This is a genomic window from Kaistia hirudinis (genome assembly GCF_014196455.1).
GTDB lineage: Bacteria > Pseudomonadota > Alphaproteobacteria > Rhizobiales > Kaistiaceae > Kaistia > Kaistia hirudinis.
Window position 1 is genome coordinate 158,495 of sequence record NZ_JACIDS010000002.1, and the last position, 15,419, is coordinate 173,913.

15 protein-coding genes and 1 tRNA gene are annotated in these 15,419 nt (G+C 63.6%); 6 read left to right on the top strand and 10 right to left on the bottom strand.

The window, feature by feature from the left end; translation table 11 throughout:
• Window positions 1–81 precede the first annotated feature (81 nt).
• Both GGR25_RS05845 and GGR25_RS05850 read left to right on the top strand, forming a co-directional pair.
• Entirely contained in the window at window positions 82–1,587 is a 1,506-nt protein-coding gene (locus GGR25_RS05845) for a sugar ABC transporter ATP-binding protein (protein ID WP_183397834.1), read from the top strand.
• On the top strand, window positions 1,587–2,561 hold the full coding sequence (locus GGR25_RS05850) for an ABC transporter permease (RefSeq protein WP_183397835.1): 975 nt from the start codon (window positions 1,587–1,589) through the stop codon (window positions 2,559–2,561). The genes GGR25_RS05845 and GGR25_RS05850 overlap by 1 nt, the downstream gene beginning before the upstream one ends.
• A gap of 202 nt (window positions 2,562–2,763) precedes the next feature.
• On the opposite strand, the gene GGR25_RS05855 is transcribed toward GGR25_RS05850, so the two are convergent.
• Together GGR25_RS05855 and GGR25_RS05860 are read right to left on the bottom strand one after the other, a co-directional pair.
• Complete coding sequence (locus tag GGR25_RS05855) at window positions 2,764–4,083, bottom strand: glycosyltransferase (protein WP_183397836.1); 1,320 nt, start codon at window positions 4,081–4,083, stop codon at window positions 2,764–2,766.
• A gap of 197 nt (window positions 4,084–4,280) precedes the next feature.
• Window positions 4,281–5,624 (bottom strand): hypothetical protein, encoded by a 1,344-nt coding sequence (locus tag GGR25_RS05860; RefSeq protein ID WP_183397837.1) that lies wholly within the window; start codon window positions 5,622–5,624, stop codon window positions 4,281–4,283.
• A gap of 246 nt (window positions 5,625–5,870) precedes the next feature.
• Here GGR25_RS05860 and GGR25_RS05865 point away from each other — a divergent pair, with 246 nt between their 5' ends.
• Window positions 5,871–6,209 carry a hypothetical protein gene (locus GGR25_RS05865; protein ID WP_183397838.1) on the top strand — a complete coding sequence of 113 codons (339 nt, stop codon included), beginning with the start codon at window positions 5,871–5,873 and terminating at the stop codon, window positions 6,207–6,209.
• Window positions 6,210–6,217: 8 nt separating this feature from the next.
• Here the strand turns inward: GGR25_RS05865 and GGR25_RS05870 are convergent, their stop codons facing one another.
• A complete protein-coding gene (locus GGR25_RS05870; protein WP_183397839.1) occupies window positions 6,218–7,534 on the bottom strand; it encodes a glycosyltransferase family 39 protein in 1,317 nt (438 codons plus the stop codon).
• 719 nt (window positions 7,535–8,253) lie between these two features.
• A tRNA-Ala gene (locus GGR25_RS05875) sits at window positions 8,254–8,329 on the bottom strand.
• Between the two features lie 144 nt (window positions 8,330–8,473).
• Here GGR25_RS05875 and GGR25_RS05880 point away from each other — a divergent pair.
• Window positions 8,474–8,764 carry a YggT family protein gene (locus tag GGR25_RS05880; RefSeq protein ID WP_183397840.1) on the top strand — a complete coding sequence of 97 codons (291 nt, stop codon included), beginning with the start codon at window positions 8,474–8,476 and terminating at the stop codon, window positions 8,762–8,764.
• Between the two features lie 32 nt (window positions 8,765–8,796).
• Window positions 8,797–9,081 carry a DUF167 family protein gene (locus tag GGR25_RS05885; RefSeq protein WP_343067981.1) on the top strand — a complete coding sequence of 95 codons (285 nt, stop codon included), beginning with the start codon at window positions 8,797–8,799 and terminating at the stop codon, window positions 9,079–9,081.
• Between the two features lie 4 nt (window positions 9,082–9,085).
• Here the strand turns inward: GGR25_RS05885 and GGR25_RS05890 are convergent, their stop codons facing one another.
• From GGR25_RS05890 to typA, 4 genes are all read right to left on the bottom strand, one after another.
• On the bottom strand, window positions 9,086–9,553 hold the full coding sequence (locus GGR25_RS05890) for a DUF3828 domain-containing protein (protein WP_183397842.1): 468 nt from the start codon (window positions 9,551–9,553) through the stop codon (window positions 9,086–9,088).
• A gap of 8 nt (window positions 9,554–9,561) precedes the next feature.
• Window positions 9,562–10,092, bottom strand: coding sequence for an inorganic diphosphatase (gene ppa / locus GGR25_RS05895; protein WP_183397843.1), 531 nt, complete (start codon window positions 10,090–10,092; stop codon window positions 9,562–9,564).
• 130 nt (window positions 10,093–10,222) lie between these two features.
• Window positions 10,223–10,735, bottom strand: coding sequence for a GNAT family N-acetyltransferase (locus tag GGR25_RS05900; RefSeq protein WP_183397844.1), 513 nt, complete (start codon window positions 10,733–10,735; stop codon window positions 10,223–10,225).
• 122 nt (window positions 10,736–10,857) lie between these two features.
• Entirely contained in the window at window positions 10,858–12,681 is a 1,824-nt protein-coding gene (gene typA, locus GGR25_RS05905) for a translational GTPase TypA (protein ID WP_183397845.1), read from the bottom strand.
• Window positions 12,682–12,950: 269 nt separating this feature from the next.
• Between typA and GGR25_RS05910 the strand changes: the two genes are divergently transcribed.
• Window positions 12,951–13,391 (top strand): MarR family winged helix-turn-helix transcriptional regulator, encoded by a 441-nt coding sequence (locus GGR25_RS05910; RefSeq protein ID WP_246409312.1) that lies wholly within the window; start codon window positions 12,951–12,953, stop codon window positions 13,389–13,391.
• Between the two features lie 3 nt (window positions 13,392–13,394).
• On the opposite strand, the gene GGR25_RS05915 is transcribed toward GGR25_RS05910, so the two are convergent.
• Together GGR25_RS05915 and GGR25_RS05920 are read right to left on the bottom strand one after the other, a co-directional pair.
• Window positions 13,395–14,324 (bottom strand): phosphate/phosphite/phosphonate ABC transporter substrate-binding protein, encoded by a 930-nt coding sequence (locus tag GGR25_RS05915; RefSeq protein ID WP_183397847.1) that lies wholly within the window; start codon window positions 14,322–14,324, stop codon window positions 13,395–13,397.
• Window positions 14,321–15,322 (bottom strand): adenosine deaminase, encoded by a 1,002-nt coding sequence (locus GGR25_RS05920; protein WP_183397848.1) that lies wholly within the window; start codon window positions 15,320–15,322, stop codon window positions 14,321–14,323. Before GGR25_RS05920 ends, GGR25_RS05915 begins: the two co-directional genes overlap by 4 nt.
• Between the last annotated feature and the right edge of the window lie 97 nt (window positions 15,323–15,419).

Sequence of the window (15,419 nt, forward strand, 5' to 3'; positions counted from 1 at the left end):
GGGTAAGCGCTGCCGAATTCGGTGTGCTCGCCCAAGGCTGCCGCTCGGCCTGAATGCACCTTGCAGCGGAGCGGCCGGCCCATGGTTCGCGGAGCCATCGAATTCAGGGACGTGACGAAGGTCTACGGGCCGACGGTCGCGATCGGACGTTTCTCGCACGCCTTCGAGCCCGGCCGCATCCATGCGCTGATGGGCAAGAACGGCTCGGGCAAGTCGACCCTCGTCAAGATGCTGGCCGGCGCGATCGAGCCGACGCTCGGCGAATTGTGGGTCAATGGCGCCCGCGTCCGCTTTGAGGGGCCGCGCGACGCCTATGCCGCGGGCATCGTCACCGTTCACCAGGAGCTGTCGCTCGTCCGCTCGCTTTCGATCGGCGAGAACATCTATCTCGGCCGGCTGCCGAAGAAGCACGTGATGGGCGGCACCGTGGTCGACTGGCAGCGCCTCAATGACGATGCGCGCGCGCTGATGGCCGATATGGGGCTCGATCTCGACCCGCGCGCGCTGGTCGAGACACTGAGCGTCGGCCAGCAGCAGGCCGTCGAGATCGTCAAGGCGATGTCCTTCGCGCCGTCGATCCTGCTCCTCGACGAGCCGACGTCGGCGCTGGCGGCGCCCGAGGTCGCGCAGCTCTTCAACCTGATCCGTCGGCTCCGCGCCCGTGGCGTGACGATGATCTACATCACCCACCGCATGAACGAATTGTTCGAGATCGCCGACACCTGTGTGGTGCTGCGCGACGGCCATTTCGTCGGCGCCACCGAAATGAAGGACGCGACATCCGCCTCGATCGTCGAGATGATGTTCGGCGGCGTCTCGATGGCGAAGCGCCCAGCGCGGCGCAGCGTCGATCGCAGCCGGCCGATCCTGTCGGTCCGCAATCTGCAGCGCGACGACGTGGTCCATGACGTCTCGTTCGACCTCTATCGCGGCGAGGTGCTCGGCTTCGCGGGCCTGCTCGGATCCGGCCGCACCGAGGTCCTCCGCGCCGTCTTCGGCGCCGATCCGCATGATGGCGGTGCGATCGTCTTCGACGGGGAGACGATCGAGAGACCAACGCCCAAATCGATGAAGAAGCGCGGCCTCGGCTACACGCCCGAGAACCGCAAGGAAGTCGGTCTCGTCCAGGTTCTCTCCAGCCACGACAATCTCTGCCTCGCCAGCATCGGGCGGATCGCGCGGCACGGGCTGATCGACCGCCGGCTGGAGCAGCCCTTTGTTGACCGCCAGATCCGCGATTTGAGCATTCGCGTGCCCGATCCGATGGATCCGGTCTCCTCGCTCTCCGGCGGCAACCAGCAGAAGATCGTGATCGGCAACTGGCTCAACACAGAGCCCAAGGTGATGTTCTTCGACGAGCCGAGCCGCGGCATCGACGTCCAGGCCAAGCAGCAGATCTTCGAGATCATGTGGCAGAAGGCGGAGCGCGGCCTGTCGTCGATCTTCGTCTCGAGCGAGCTCGAGGAAGTGCTCGAAGTCGCCGATCGCATCATCGTCCTCTACCACGGCCGCGTGGTCGCCGAGGTCCTGCCGGAAGAAACCACGCTCGCCGAGCTCTACAAGATCTGCATGGAGGGATCGCCCTGATGTCGACCGCTGCAATGTCCAGGATCGGCGCGACCAGCCTGAAGATCTACGCGATGGAGGTCATCCTCCTCATCCTGGTCGTCTTCCTGATCGCCTTCGCGCCGGGCTTCGCCACGCTCGGCAATTTCCTCAACGTGCTGCGCACGGTCTCGATGCTGGGCATCATCGCCTTCGGCATGACGGCGGTGATCATTTCGGGCGAGATCGACCTCTCGATCGGCGCGACGGCGGGCCTCGCGGGCTGCATCGTCGCCTTCGTCTGCGACGGCTATATGGATATGATCGGCGAGGTCCCGGCCGTGCTGATCGGCACGATCGCGGCGCTGGCCATCGGCTTCTGCACCGGCGTCTTCACCGGCAAGATCCGCCAATGGTTCAACGTGCCGACTTTTATCACGACGCTGGCGCTGTTCACCGCGATTCGCGGCATCGCCAATCTCGTCACGGGCGGCTTCCCCATGCCGAGCTTCCCGTCCTGGTTCTATTTCTTCGGCGCCGGCAATCTCTTCGGCGTGCCGTTCCCCGTCTATGTGCTCGCGGTCGTGTTCGTGGCGATGCACTTCCTGATGAAATATACGAGCTTCGGACGCGCCATCTACGCGGTGGGCGGCAATGCCGAGGCGGCGCGTCTCTCCGGCATCGACGTCTCTTTGACCAAGACGCTGGCGCTGGCGATCACAGGAGCGCTCGCAGCGCTCTCCGGCATCCTCCTGGCCTCGCAGGTCGGCTCCGGCATCGGCACCATGGCGACCGGCATGGAGCTCGACGTAATTTCGGCGACGATCATCGGCGGCACCAGCCTGTTCGGCGGCAAGGGCCGCATCTGGGGCACCCTTCTCGGCGTCCTGTTCCTCGGCTGCATCGCCAATGGCATGACGCTGATGAACGTATCCGAATACTGGCAGTACGTGGTCCGCGGCGGCATCATCCTCGGCGCCGTCCTGCTGAACCAGATCCTCGAACGCATCCGCTGACGGCCCGAAGCCGTGTCGGCCGGTGCGGTGCTTCGCTGTGCGCCCGTAAGCCTGCAAAGCCAGGCGGCGCGACACGCATGCGGGATCGCGCCCCGAATGGGTCATCGGGCGTTGTCAGCTCAGCCTTCACACGGCAAGGCGCTCCGCTCGACACGACCCGACCCGAAGTCCCAACGAGCAGGACGCGACCGCTCCGGCCGCCTCAGGAGGCGCGCTTGACCTTGGCGATCACCGATGCCGAGCCGGAGGCTCCGATGGCCATGACCACCAGTTCCCCGCCTTGATCCGGACGTTTGAAGATACGGTCCATGAAGCCGCGCTGCGCCTTCGGCTCGATCCCCGTCTTCACCTTGCCCGCAAATGAAACATAGCGCGGCCGGTAGGCGCCATGCGCATCGGTGACGTCGGGGCGGCCCGCCGTCGTTCTCTGCGTGTGGACCACTTCACCATCCAGCAGGAACAAGACGGTCAGCGGATCGAGCGGGCGCGTCTGGTCGAACGCCCAGCCCGAGACCTCGACCTCGCCGCTGCCGTCCCATTTCGTCGTCTCGACCCTGCCGATGACGTTCGTGCCGACGAATATGTCGCCTATCGTGTTGGACACGTGGTTGAAATGGTCGATCCACACGCGCGACACGGAGATCGGCCAAGCCGGGAACGTGTCGTTCCCGAAAACCTCGATCGCCTTGGTATGGAGATAGGAGCCGCGCGAGGGCAGCGCTTCCTTCGGCATTCCAAGGCCGAAGGTAATCGCTGTATTCCACCAGTGCACGGCATAGGAGGAAGCCAGCATGGAACTGCACTTCTCGTACTGATCCGGATCGACCAGGAGCGACGTCTCCTTCCAGGTCAAAGGGTAGAAGGCGTCGACGGGCAGCAATTCTCGATCGTCGCGATGTCGATTCGCGGCCTGGGTCAGGAGCTCGCTGCTGGCGCCGAGCGAAATGTTCGAGCCCTCATCCGCGAGATGCTCGTAGACGTCGACGCACACCGCATTGCCAATCGGAAACTTGAGGATCGCGGTGTTGAGATATTCGGGTGTGAACTTGCAGACCTGCCCGATAGAGGCCGCAGGCAGATCAAAAAACGGCCGAATGCACAGGACGTCCGCATCCGACCAGATGCCGCCATGCTCCGCGAGCATCTTGAACCGGAACAGATTCGAGAACGCCGCGAAGCTGCCCTTCGCGGGCCCGCTCGTATAAGCAAACACATCGGCTTCGCGCATGATGCTGTTGGCGTCCACCAGGCGGACCCCGTCAGGCACGGCTACGTCTTCATAGCTATAGAGTTCGACCTCGTGCCCCTGACGGACAAAGGAAAGCAGGCTGAGTTCCTCGAATATCGACAGCGGTGTTCCATGCCACAATGTCTTGATGACATTGGCAGTATCAGTTTCATGGGCATTGCTCATGCGGCCGAAGTCCCGGTAATTATCGCGCTTGCGCCGGATGATACACGAGTCGTAACGAACGAGTCTCGTCCGGCCGACGTGCGGCGGAGCGCTCGAAGGCTTGGCCACGATGCCTCCGCGACATCCATGTCTTGAAGGGTAGAACGGTGAACGGCTAGCTGATGGGCGGCCTCATCCAAGGTTGTCGCGAGGCGATCAGCGCGGCCCTGTTTTCGCTCCAGCGCCACCAGTCGTACGTTCCGTAAGCGCTGCTATCGCTTCCGTCGGCGTTGAGCCGACGGTCGGCCGACGTCACCGCCCCCACGTCAGTACGATATGCCCGTCATCACGACCGCCACGTTCACCGCGGCGACGGCCAAAGCAACGACTACCCCCGCGGCCACTACGCCGGGGGTCAATCGAGGAGCCGTCCGCAAGGTCGCGCTGCGTGCAACCAGGCCCGCAACAACGGCAAAAGGAACTGAATTGTACAGGAGAACTTCCGCAGGATTGAAATAGATATGAAATGCAATCAGCCCGACAAGCCAGAGCAGGAATGGAAGCAGCCGTCGGTCGCGCCGTTTCCAGACAAACGCGATGCCGATGCATGTAATGGAAAAGCTGGCAATAAGCATGGAGGTCAGGCGCCAGCCGGAGAAGATCGACACCCAGTCAATGCCCCCGCCGACATGCAGCAAGTTGAGAGACGAAGGAAGTATTGAGAATATAATAAAGGCACTTGGGACGTTTATAAGATATTCAACGTTAACAAAATTGACAAGTCCTCCCCATTGAGATCCGTACGAGAACTCATTCTGAATAGAGATCGATCCGCTAAAAATGTAATTATAGACGAGTTGGGGCATCAACGTAAGAATACAAGCAGTCAGAACGAGCCACAGGAGGCGGATGTTGTTTGTAAAGATACGCGTCTTTATTCCAAGCAGAAAGGCGATGGCGCCGAATGCCGGCAGATAGATCCAAGAAGCGGCCGCAACGAGGATGGAATGACCGACTGCGCAACGAAGTGAGACGGTGCCATCCCGCGTCATTCGATTCTGAAGTGCGATACCTGAATTCAGGACGAGCAATGTTGCCGCGAGGCTCAGTGAATAGCTTTCGGGCACAAAAAGTATGGAGAACCAAGCGTAGCTGGTTGCCAGACAAAACGTGCCGAATAGCGATGGAAGAAGCCGCCATGAGCATTGGCGCAACATGGCGAAGCACAGTGTTGTCGCCAAGGCAGCGTAAAGCGCCAGAATGTCATAAATTCGATCTGGTGTGGTTCGCCCGGTGACAGAGTGGATCACGATCGTGGTAAGCGATGAAAAGAAGCCATAGAGCGGGCGTTTATAGTACTCTGTCGCGATCTGATCCTGGAAAAGCTTGCCGTTTGTAAGGGCTTTCGTCAGGGCTGGCAGTGTGTCAGGGTAGTTATGGAGATAACTGTAATATTCCTGCGTGTCAGCGCCGTGGATGACATTGCCGCACTTCTGATAGTCCCAATTGTCAAAGCTGACTTCGGTTGTGGCCGGGTCGAGATTGGTCGGCAAACACAGGGGCCGGATGATGTCCCAATTGCGAATGATGATGGCGTGCCAGGCGAGGAAGGCGATCAGAAAGACAGCGACATAGGGGGCGGCGCTGCGGAAGCGTTGGGTGAGCGTCATTCGTCTAAGCCTGGCCCTTGCTGGAGCGACTGCGCTCGTCGCGCGACGCTCTGCGAGATAGCCGAATCTTGGAACCCGCGAAAGCCGTTCATGTGGATGGCAAGGGCGGGCGTCTCGCCGATCGGGCGGAACCTGGTCGGCACCTTACGGATCTAACCGGGCGCTTGACAGCCGATGGCATTCGGCGGAACTAGGTCGCGTCGTCCGTCGGGCGGTTGGAGTCCACAAAGTGTCACTCGAAACGTCATGACGTTCGTCTCGATTTTGTTCGTCTTCATCAGTTCGGTCTGTGCCGCGTCCGCGAGCGTCCTGCTGCGACTCGATGGGACGGGCGCGCTGCCAAACCATTTTCTCTTCGCCAATGTGGCTTTCAAGATCGTGGCGCTCGGTGCCTATGGCGTCGGGTTTCTGTTTTACATGCTGGCGCTTGCCAAGACGGAAGTGCGGATCGCCTATCCGGTCATGGTGTCGATGACGGTGATACAGCTCTTCATCTGGAGCGCGATCATGGAATCGACCCCGGATTTCAAGGCGCTGGCTGGGATCTTCTTTATCCTGACGGGGATCTTCCTTACCGTTCGTTGAGCGACGCATCAGCCGACGGAAGCGGCTCGCATCGGCAGGATCAGGTGCAGGACGTTGTGCAGCCACAGCGCTGCGACGAACGCGGCTGCCGAAAGCGTGAACCATGGCAAGTTATTCGAGCGCTGTTCGGCGGCTGTCTCGCGTCGCTGGGGATCGAGCGCCAGGAGCCAGAGCAGCCAGAACGCCGGCAGGCTGGTGCAGGCGAACAGAAACGGGTCGTTCGGATCCCACCAGGTGTAGAAGACGACCCTCGGCAGGAACCAGACTAGGGCAAGCAGCGCGAGCCAACCCCGATCATGGCGGCTGGTGCGGTTTCCTGCGCCCGGAAGGACACCGACGGCCGCGCGGACGATCAAGGCGACAAGGAACGCCGTCCATAGAACCGGCATGATCGCGCCCGCCCAAGACTGGCCGTAGGCGGCGACCAGATCGGCTGAGCGGGTGGTGTCGACGCCGGGCATTACGACCGCGTAGAGCACGTGGTTGACGACGGTAAGCCACAGCGTTCCCGCGTCGACATTCGCCCAGCGCCCCCACATCCCGGTCGCCATTTCCGGTCGGTCGGGGAAGGCAAAGGCAATCGCCCCGGTCGGCGGAATGCCGTAGAACAGCCACGCCAGCAGGGCGTAGCCGATCAGCCCCACCAGTACGCCGCCCGCCAGCAAGGCGGCGAGCCGCGGCCAGAGGCTCCGCGGACGATCGAGCAAGACGATCGCCGTCACAGCGACCAGAAATCCGTCCGTCCGGAACAGGAAGGCGAGGCCGAGCAGGGGGCCGAAGGCGAAATAGGCAGTCATCCTCTGCGTGCGAAGGCACACCAACGCGGCCACGATCGCCGCTGCGCCGCTTGCGATATGGGGCACATAGGTATCGATGGAGGATGAGAAGAACCAATAGCCGGCCGAACCGCCGACGAAAAGCGCGGCAACGAGAGCCGGTATCGAGCGGCCGGTCCAATAGCGACCACCGAGATAAAGTATGCTCACGCCAAGCGCGCCGAAGAAGACGCTGAGAAATTTGTGCGCGGATACAACACCGAATCCTGCTTGGTGCAAGAGTCGCGCCGCAATGTGGTAGAGCAGATGATTGTTGTGTGTGAATGTCAGTCCGAGATTAAATTGACGCGTAATGAATTCACCATCGCTGTCAAAAAATCGACGATTATTATAGATTTCGTTGAAATGATCGGGGATTGATATCCAATATACTAAAAAAAGCCCGATAAACAAGGCAAATGCGATCGCGGCGACGTGCCAGATGGCTCTCGGGCTTGCGAGACTAGCCTTCCGGACAAGGTGATTCTGCATAACGGTTTCGTCCACCATCGCATCAATCCACGCGGCACAACGGGCCGGACTTTGTGGCCGCCCCGGTGTGTCGCTGGTTTGCCACGGAGTTTCTCCGCCCAGCGCCGAGCCAAAGCTTCGGCACGTTTGTACCCGGCGCCAAATGGTTCGCAACAGGGGATTGGCAGAGCCGGCCGGGATTACGTAACGAATCCTCGCTTGCGGCGAAGTTGGTGGCGGCTCTCCGGCCTGGAGTTGCCTGAGCCCTGAGATGTCCGGGCTGCGGCTCATGTCGGCGGAGGCGCCGGGAGGGCCGTTCGCTAGCGCGTTCGGCGGCCTATGGCCGACCGCGCAGCGCGGGCGAACCTCGTCGATGTCTCGATGCCGGGCCGCCGTGGTCGACCGCGCCTCATCAACGCTCATGTATCGATGGGCGTGCAGAGCTTCCAACCTGTAGCCATATTGCACCCGTGGGCACTGGTCTCAGGCTCCGCCGCCTCTACGAAGCCTTCTTCGACAACCGAAGTTTTGCGGCGGGGCTAGAGTTCAGCATCCCATCAGCTAGCCGGAGGATCGCCAATCGCACTAACGGCATGCCGAACGACACGTCGACATCGGCCGTGACGTCGCCCCGAACCGGCAGAGACGAATGTCCGGCGCGTTCCATTTATCTGCGCCTCACAGTCGTGACACGGATAAGGACCGGAGGAGCTGATCTCTTCGGAAGCCCGGGCGCTATGCCTATCGGCCTAAGTCGCTGGTGGAGCTGAGGGGAATCGAACCCCTGACCTCTGCAGTGCGATTGCAGCGCTCTCCCATCTGAGCTACAGCCCCGTCACCTGCGACGGGCGCCATTTAGGGTGCGGGGCAGGGGGCTGTCAAGCGGCGCGGCATCGGCTGTGGACGGGTTGCGGGGGCGACGCCCGACAGCTACATGAGGGGACGCCCTTTAGCTGATTTCACGCTCCCGGAAGTCCCATGCTCGCCATTGTCAACGTCGTGATGATTGCCCTGAACCTCTATTGGTACGTGGTGATCGCGAGCGCCATCTTCAGCTGGCTCTACGCGTTCGGCGTGGTCAATCCGCGCAATCAGGTCGTGTCGATGATCGGCAACTTCCTCTACCAGGCGACGGAGCCGGTGCTGCGTCCGATTCGGCGCGTGGTCCCGACGCTCGGCGCGCTCGACATATCGCCGGTCATCCTGCTGCTCGGCATCATCCTGATCCAGCAGGTCATCATTCTCTACATCGTCCCCTACGCGTTTTGACCGCGCAGCCCTATCGGGTTGTCGCTGGCGGCGTGCGCCTCGACGTGCGCCTGACGCCGAAGGGCGGGCGCGACCGGATCGACGGGCTGGGTGTGCTCTCGGACGGGCGCTCCGTCGTGCTGGCGCGCGTCAGCACGGCGCCGGAGAAGGGGGCGGCCAACAAGGCGCTGGAGCGGCTCGTGGCCGCCTGGCTCGCCATTGCGCCGTCGCGCGTCGCGATCAGCTCCGGCGATACGGCGCGGCTGAAGACGCTGGCGATCGAGATCAACGAGGCAGAGCTGCTGGCGGCGCTGGAGCAACTCGCGCCCGCGTCCTGAAAGCTCAGTGGGTGTAGAGCCCGCGCAGCGACGCGTCGCCCCAATGGATGTCGTCGACGCGCCACCCGGCGGATGTCTCGACGAGATCGAGTTCGATCGTCTTCGGCTCGCCGAGATTGCGGAACGAGACATGGCCGGCGGCCTTGCCGTCGCCGAGATCTTCTGCCTTCACCGAGAGATCGCTGATGTCCCAGTCCTGCGCGTCGACGAAGGGGTCTCCGTCCAGCGTCGGCAGATCGTCGGCTTCGTCGGCCATGGCGCGGTCGTGCTGGATCAGCGCCGCCAGAGACGGCGTGAACCAGCGCTTCAGCGCGGCATTGTCGTCGAGAGGTACGCCGTCCTTGCCCGATCCATATTGGTCATAGATCGATCTGAGGAAGGCGAGGGGCGACGACGCGGCCGCGGCGAGCGGCACGGCGCCGAGCAGGGCAGCCGCGCCGATGAAGAGAACGTGCCGCCGCGACAGCGCCATGATTGCCCTCAGACCTTCTTGGCGCGCTCGATCGCCTCGACGATCAGCCGCTCGGCCTCGTCGCGGTCGCCCCAGCCGGCGATCTCGACCCACTTGCCCTTTTCGAGGTCCTTGTAGTGCTCGAAGAAGTGCTCGATCTGCTTCAGCGTGATCTCGGGCAGGTCGGTGTAGGACTGCACGTTCTCGTAGCGGCGCGTCAGCTTGGTCGACGGCACGGCGAGGATCTTCTCGTCCTCGCCACCCTCGTCGCGCATGCGCAGCACGCCGACCGGACGGCAATTCATGACGGCGCCGGGGATGATGGCGCGCTGGTTGGCCACGAGGACGTCGATCGGATCGCCGTCGCCGCACAGCGTATGCGGCACGAAGCCGTAATTGCCCGGATAGCGCATCGGCGTGTACAGGAAGCGGTCGACGTAGAGCGCGCCGGCGTCCTTGTCCATCTCGTACTTGATCGGCTCGCCACCGACCGGCACCTCGATGATGACGTTGATGTCCTGGGGCGGATTCTTTCCGATCGGGATGGCGTCGATGCGCATGGAACTTCCTTTGGCTCACGCTGAATAAGCGTCGCAGACGCTCATAAGCGGGCTGCACGACGACGGCAAGACAGTTTTGCAGTGCCGCAAAGCGCCTGCCTGCCCTGATCGGCCGCGGGGCGGCGCCGTCTCAGCCGCGGGCGAAGGCGAAGGCCACCTTGGCGAGCGTCCGGTCGCCGAAGCGCTCGCTGCCGCGCGCCACCTTGCGCCCGCCGGCATTCTTGTAGAAGCGGCAGGCGCCGTCATTGTCGGCGAGCGCCCAGACCACCATCGAATCGAAGCCGTGGCGGATGAGCTCGCGCCGGGCCGCCAGAAAGAGACGCGTCCCGAGACCGACGCCCTGATATTCCGGGCGCAGATAGAGCTCGTAGACTTCGCCGCGCTGGATGAGGTTGCGGGCCCGGTTGGGGCCGTATGTCGCATAGCCGGCGATCGTGCCGCCGACTTCGATCACGAGGATCCCGGTGCCCCGGCGGATTGCCCGGCCCCACCATCCGGGGCCGCGGCGGGCGATCATCCGGCCCAGTTCCCGTGCGGGAATCAGCCCGTCATAGGCTTGGCGCCACGCGCCGTCATGCACTGCGGTGATCGCAGCCGCATCACCCATCTCAGCCCGGCGGACACCGATCGACAGAGTGCTCATGAAGAGCAGGATAGGTCCGCTTTTCGCGACACGGAAGAGGCTTTGTCACGGGCAGCGGACAGGCCGCCGCGGCCCGTGACAAGCGTGTCACACTCGCTCGGAAAAGCGGTGCATTTCCTCGGTCAGGCGCTCGCCTGCGACGAGCGCTCGGCGCGCTTGCGCTCCGTCGGATCGAGGATCGCCTTGCGCAGGCGGATCGACTTCGGCGTGACCTCGACGAGCTCGTCGTCCGAGATCCAGGACAGCGAGCGCTCGAGCGTCATGCGGATCGGCGGCGTCAGCCGCACGGCCTCGTCCTTGGAAGTCGAGCGCACATTGGAGAGCTTCTTGCCCTTCAGCACGTTGACCTCGAGGTCGTTGTCGCGCGTGTGCTCGCCGACGATCATGCCCTGATAAACCTTCCAGCCGGGCTCGATCATCATCGGGCCGCGGTCTTCGAGGTTCCAGAGCGCGTAGGCGACAGCCTCGCCCGCCTCATTGGCGATCAGCACGCCGTTGCGCCGTCCCGCGATCTCGCCCTTGTAGGGCTGATAGCTGTTGAACAGGCGGTTCATGATCGCCGTGCCGCGCGTGTCGGTCAGCAATTCGCCCTGATAGCCGATCAGGCCGCGCGTCGGGGCGTGGAAGACGAGACGCAGGCGATCGCCGCCGGAGGGGCGCATCTCGATCAGGTCGGCCTTGCGCTCGGCCATCTTCTGCACGACGACGCCGGAGTGCTCCTCGTCGACGTCGATGATGACTTCCTCGATCGGCTCGAGCAGCTGGCCGCTCTCGTCCTTGTCGAACACGACGCGCGGGCGCGAGACGCCGAGCTCATAGCCTTCGCGGCGCATGTTCTCGATCAGGATGGCGAGCAGGAGTTCGCCGCGGCCGGACACAATGAACGAGTCCTTGCCGGCCGATTCCTCGATCTTCAGCGCGACATTGCCCTCGGCCTCCTTGAACAGGCGGTCGCGGATCATGCGGCTGGTGACCTTGTCGCCTTCGGTGCCGGCGAGCGGGCTGTCATTGACCATGAAGGTCATCGACACCGTCGGCGGATCGATCGGCTGCGCCTTGATCGCCTCGGTGATCGAGGGGTCGCAGAACGTGTCGGCGACCGTACCCTTGGTCATGCCGGCGATCGCGACGATGTCGCCGGGAACGCCCTCGTCGATCGGCTGCCGCTCGATGCCGCGGAAAGCCAGGATCTTGGAGACGCGGAAATTCTCGACCGTCGAGCCGTCCTGCGACAGGACCTTGAGCATCTGCGTCGGCTTGACGGTGCCGGAGGTGATGCGCCCGGTGATGAGGCGGCCGAGATAGGGATTGGCTTCCAGCAGCGTGCCGATCATGCGGAACGGGCCGTCCTCGACATGCGGCTCGGGAACATGCTCGAGCACGAGGTCGAAGAGCGGGGCCATGCCGGCGTCATGCGAAGCGTCGGGCGTGCGGCCCATCCAGCCCTGCTTGGCGGAGCCGTAGAGGATCGGGAAGTCGAGCTGCTCGTCGGTCGCGTCGAGCGCGGCGAACAGATCGAACACCTCGTTGACGACTTCCTGGACGCGGGCGTCCGGCTTGTCGACCTTGTTGATCGCGACGATCGGCTTGAGGCCGACCTTGAGGGCCTTGCCGACGACGAATTTCGTCTGCGGCATCGGGCCTTCGGCCGCGTCGACCAACACGATCACGCCGTCGACCATGTTCAGGATGCGCTCCACCTCGCCGCCGAAATCGGCGTGGCCGGGCGTATCGACGATGTTGATGCGCGTGTCCTTCCAGACGATCGAGGTCGCCTTGGCAAGGATCGTGATGCCACGCTCCTTCTCGATGTCGTTCGAGTCCATCACGCGCTCTGCGACGCGCTGGTTGTCTCGGAACGATCCCGATTGTTGCAGGAGCTTATCCACCAGCGTGGTCTTGCCATGATCGACGTGCGCGATGATGGCGATGTTGCGAAGCGACATGACGGAATCCAAAAACGCGACGGTTCCGGGCCGGGACCATCGCTGAGCCTATCTCTCTCGATTTTGCGGCGCAAAATGCTCGAAACGCCCCCAAAAGGCAACCGTGATGAATCCGGGCCTCGCTCACGGGCTCCGGCGGCGCAACGAAGCGGGCGTCCGGTTCCGTCGCTCAGGGGAGGGATTCACGAAAACTTGACTGCGAATGGCCCACAATGATATATTATGGTTCACTTATAATATGCACGAAAGGCTCAGCTTTGCCGGCAACTTTGGAAGATCCCCTCGGCTTCGTCATCGTGGATGTGGCGCGCCTTCTGCGGCGGCGCTTCGAGAAGGCGCTTGAGAATGCCGGGCTTGGTCTGACGGTGGCCGAAGCAAGGACGCTCGCTTTCGTCAGCCGGCGTCCGGGGCTGCGTCAGTCGACGCTGGCCGACGAGCTGTGCGTCGAGCCCATGACGCTGGTCGGCTTTCTCGATCGGCTGGAAGCGGCAGACCTCGTCGAGCGCATTCCCGATCCCGCCGATCGTCGTGCCAAGCTCATTCGCCTGACCCCGAGCGCGACCAATGTCGTCCGCCGCATCCGCGCCATCGGCAAGTCGGTGCGCGAGGAAGCGGAGCGCGGCATCGATCCGGCCGTCACCGAGACCATGCGCCTCACCCTGCTCAAGATGCAGGACAATATCCTGACGGCGCCCGAACTGGTCGCCTGACGGCTATTGCGGCTGTTCGACCGAGGCGAGCAATCCCGAGAAGCGGCGATAAAGCGTCGGGTCGGCCGGCACGAAGCCGCCCGAGAAGCTGCGCCCGACCGCATCATAAGCGTCGGGCGTCGTATCCTTCATGTGCAGGAGCGTGTCGATCAGCGCGGCGCGCGCCTCCGGCGCCAGATCCGTGCGGATCGCGTGTGGGCCGAAGGGGATTAGTTCGGACACCCAGATGGCGCGAAGCGGCGGCAAGGTGATGTCGCTCGCCTCGGCGAGATCGGCGATCGGACCGCTGCCGGGCGTCGTGCTGACGGGATCGTCGGCCGTGGACCATGCCACGGCGAGATCGGCGTCGCCTTCGGCCAGCGAGCGGAGCGCCGCCGCCGCGTCCTCGGTCTCGAAGGCGCGCGCGAAATAGCTCTCGGGCTCGATGCCCTGTTCGGCGAGCGCCGAATAGGGAGCGATCCGCCCCGAGATCGAGTCCCGCGCGCCGATGGCCAGGCGCTTGCCGCGCGCGTCGTCGAGATTTGCGATGCCGCTGTCGCTGCGCGTCACGAGCATCGCGCGGAAGCCGCGTGCGCCGTTCTCCGTGGTCGGCTGCACGATCGGTTCGGCGCAGTGGCAGGTCTGATCCAGCGCGACATAGGCGAGCGAGGACAGGATCGCATATTGAATGCGGCCGGACGCCTGCGCATCGATCAGGGCCTGATAGCTGCGCGCCGGAAACAGCTCGACCGGCACGGCGAGGCCATACTGGAGCTGATGACGGAACGGCTCGAGCCGGGCGACGGCATAGGCCGGATTGTCGCCGGCGATGAAGCCGACCTTCAGCACCTTGAGATCGTCGCGCCAGCCGGCGAACGCCGGAACGGTGCCGAGCAGTGCGAAGCAGAGGGCGAGGGCAATACCGCGCACCGAGGCGATCCTGCGCATCGTCATGATTCACTCCCTCCATTGGCCGCATTGTTCAGCCGCTGTTCGAGCCGGCTTCGCGTCGCCTCGTCGACGAAGGCTGCAGCGAGCGCCGTGCGCCCGATCGCAAGCAACTCCGCATCGGTGAATGCCTGATCGCGCTGCAGCCAATCATATTCAGCGCCGATGGACGAGCCGAAATAGGGCGGATCGTCCGAGCTCACCGTGACGGCAACGCCCGCCTCCATCAGCCGGCGGAAGGGATGGCTTGCGATATCGGGATAGAGCCCGAGCGCGACGTTCGAGCCCGGGCAGAGTTCCAGCACGATCCCTTCGGCGGCGATGCGCTCGACCAAAGCCGGATCCTCGATCGCCCTGACGCCATGTCCGATTCGCGAAATCGGAAGGTTGTCGAGCGCGGCCGTCACGCTTTCGGGCCCGCAGAGTTCGCCCGCATGGGCGGTCAGGCCCAGTCCGGCCTCACCGGCGATGCGGAAAGCCTCCGAGAAATCACTCTGGTGGTGCATCCGCTCGTCGCCGGCGACGCCGAAGCCTGTCACCAGAGGATGTGGCTGTTCCGCCGCCGTGATCGCGGCGGCGAGCACGCGATCGGGACCGAGATGCCGGACACCGGTCGCGACCAGCCGTCCGACAATGCCGCTTTCCGCCTCCGCGTCGCGGATGCCGGCGGCGAGGCCTTCGACATAATCGGCATAGGTGAGGCCGGAGGCATAGGCATGATCGGCGGAGATGAACACCTCGCCATAGATCGCGCCCTCGGCGGCGATCGCGGTGAAATGATCGAAGGTCAGGTCGCGGAAGTCCTCGGGCGTGCGGAAGACGCTGGAGGCGCGGTCATAGGCGCCGAGGAAGGAGGTGAAGTCGTGCCAGACATAGTCGCCCTTCTCGTCGAACAACCCGGTGAGGTCGATTCCGTGCCGGGCGGCGACGCGGCGCACAAGCGCGGGACGCGCGGCGCCCTCGACGTGGCAATGCAATTCGACCTTCGGGATGGCGGCGGTCATCTCGACATTTCTCCTTCCGTGCGGCCGCGACCAAGCCGGGCGGCGCATCGGTAATCTCGCAAAGGTCGCGAACCTTACGCGGCGTGTCCGGCGGTCG

What these genes read in the sequence shown, in the direction of transcription:
- GGR25_RS05845 (WP_183397834.1), top strand. Translation starts at nt 82, where the DNA reads ATGGTTCGCGGAGCCATCGAATTCAGGGACGTGACGAAGGTCTACGGG.
- GGR25_RS05850 (WP_183397835.1), top strand. Translation starts at nt 1,587, where the DNA reads ATGTCGACCGCTGCAATGTCCAGGATCGGCGCGACCAGCCTGAAGATC.
- GGR25_RS05860 (WP_183397837.1), bottom strand. Translation starts at nt 5,624, where the DNA reads ATGACGCTCACCCAACGCTTCCGCAGCGCCGCCCCCTATGTCGCTGTC.
- GGR25_RS05865 (WP_183397838.1), top strand. Translation starts at nt 5,871, where the DNA reads ATGACGTTCGTCTCGATTTTGTTCGTCTTCATCAGTTCGGTCTGTGCC.
- GGR25_RS05870 (WP_183397839.1), bottom strand. Translation starts at nt 7,534, where the DNA reads ATGGTGGACGAAACCGTTATGCAGAATCACCTTGTCCGGAAGGCTAGT.
- GGR25_RS05880 (WP_183397840.1), top strand. Translation starts at nt 8,474, where the DNA reads ATGCTCGCCATTGTCAACGTCGTGATGATTGCCCTGAACCTCTATTGG.
- GGR25_RS05890 (WP_183397842.1), bottom strand. Translation starts at nt 9,553, where the DNA reads ATGGCGCTGTCGCGGCGGCACGTTCTCTTCATCGGCGCGGCTGCCCTG.
- ppa (WP_183397843.1), bottom strand. Translation starts at nt 10,092, where the DNA reads ATGCGCATCGACGCCATCCCGATCGGAAAGAATCCGCCCCAGGACATC.
- GGR25_RS05900 (WP_183397844.1), bottom strand. Translation starts at nt 10,735, where the DNA reads ATGAGCACTCTGTCGATCGGTGTCCGCCGGGCTGAGATGGGTGATGCG.
- typA (WP_183397845.1), bottom strand. Translation starts at nt 12,681, where the DNA reads ATGTCGCTTCGCAACATCGCCATCATCGCGCACGTCGATCATGGCAAG.
- GGR25_RS05915 (WP_183397847.1), bottom strand. Translation starts at nt 14,324, where the DNA reads ATGACGATGCGCAGGATCGCCTCGGTGCGCGGTATTGCCCTCGCCCTC.
- GGR25_RS05920 (WP_183397848.1), bottom strand. Translation starts at nt 15,322, where the DNA reads ATGACCGCCGCCATCCCGAAGGTCGAATTGCATTGCCACGTCGAGGGC.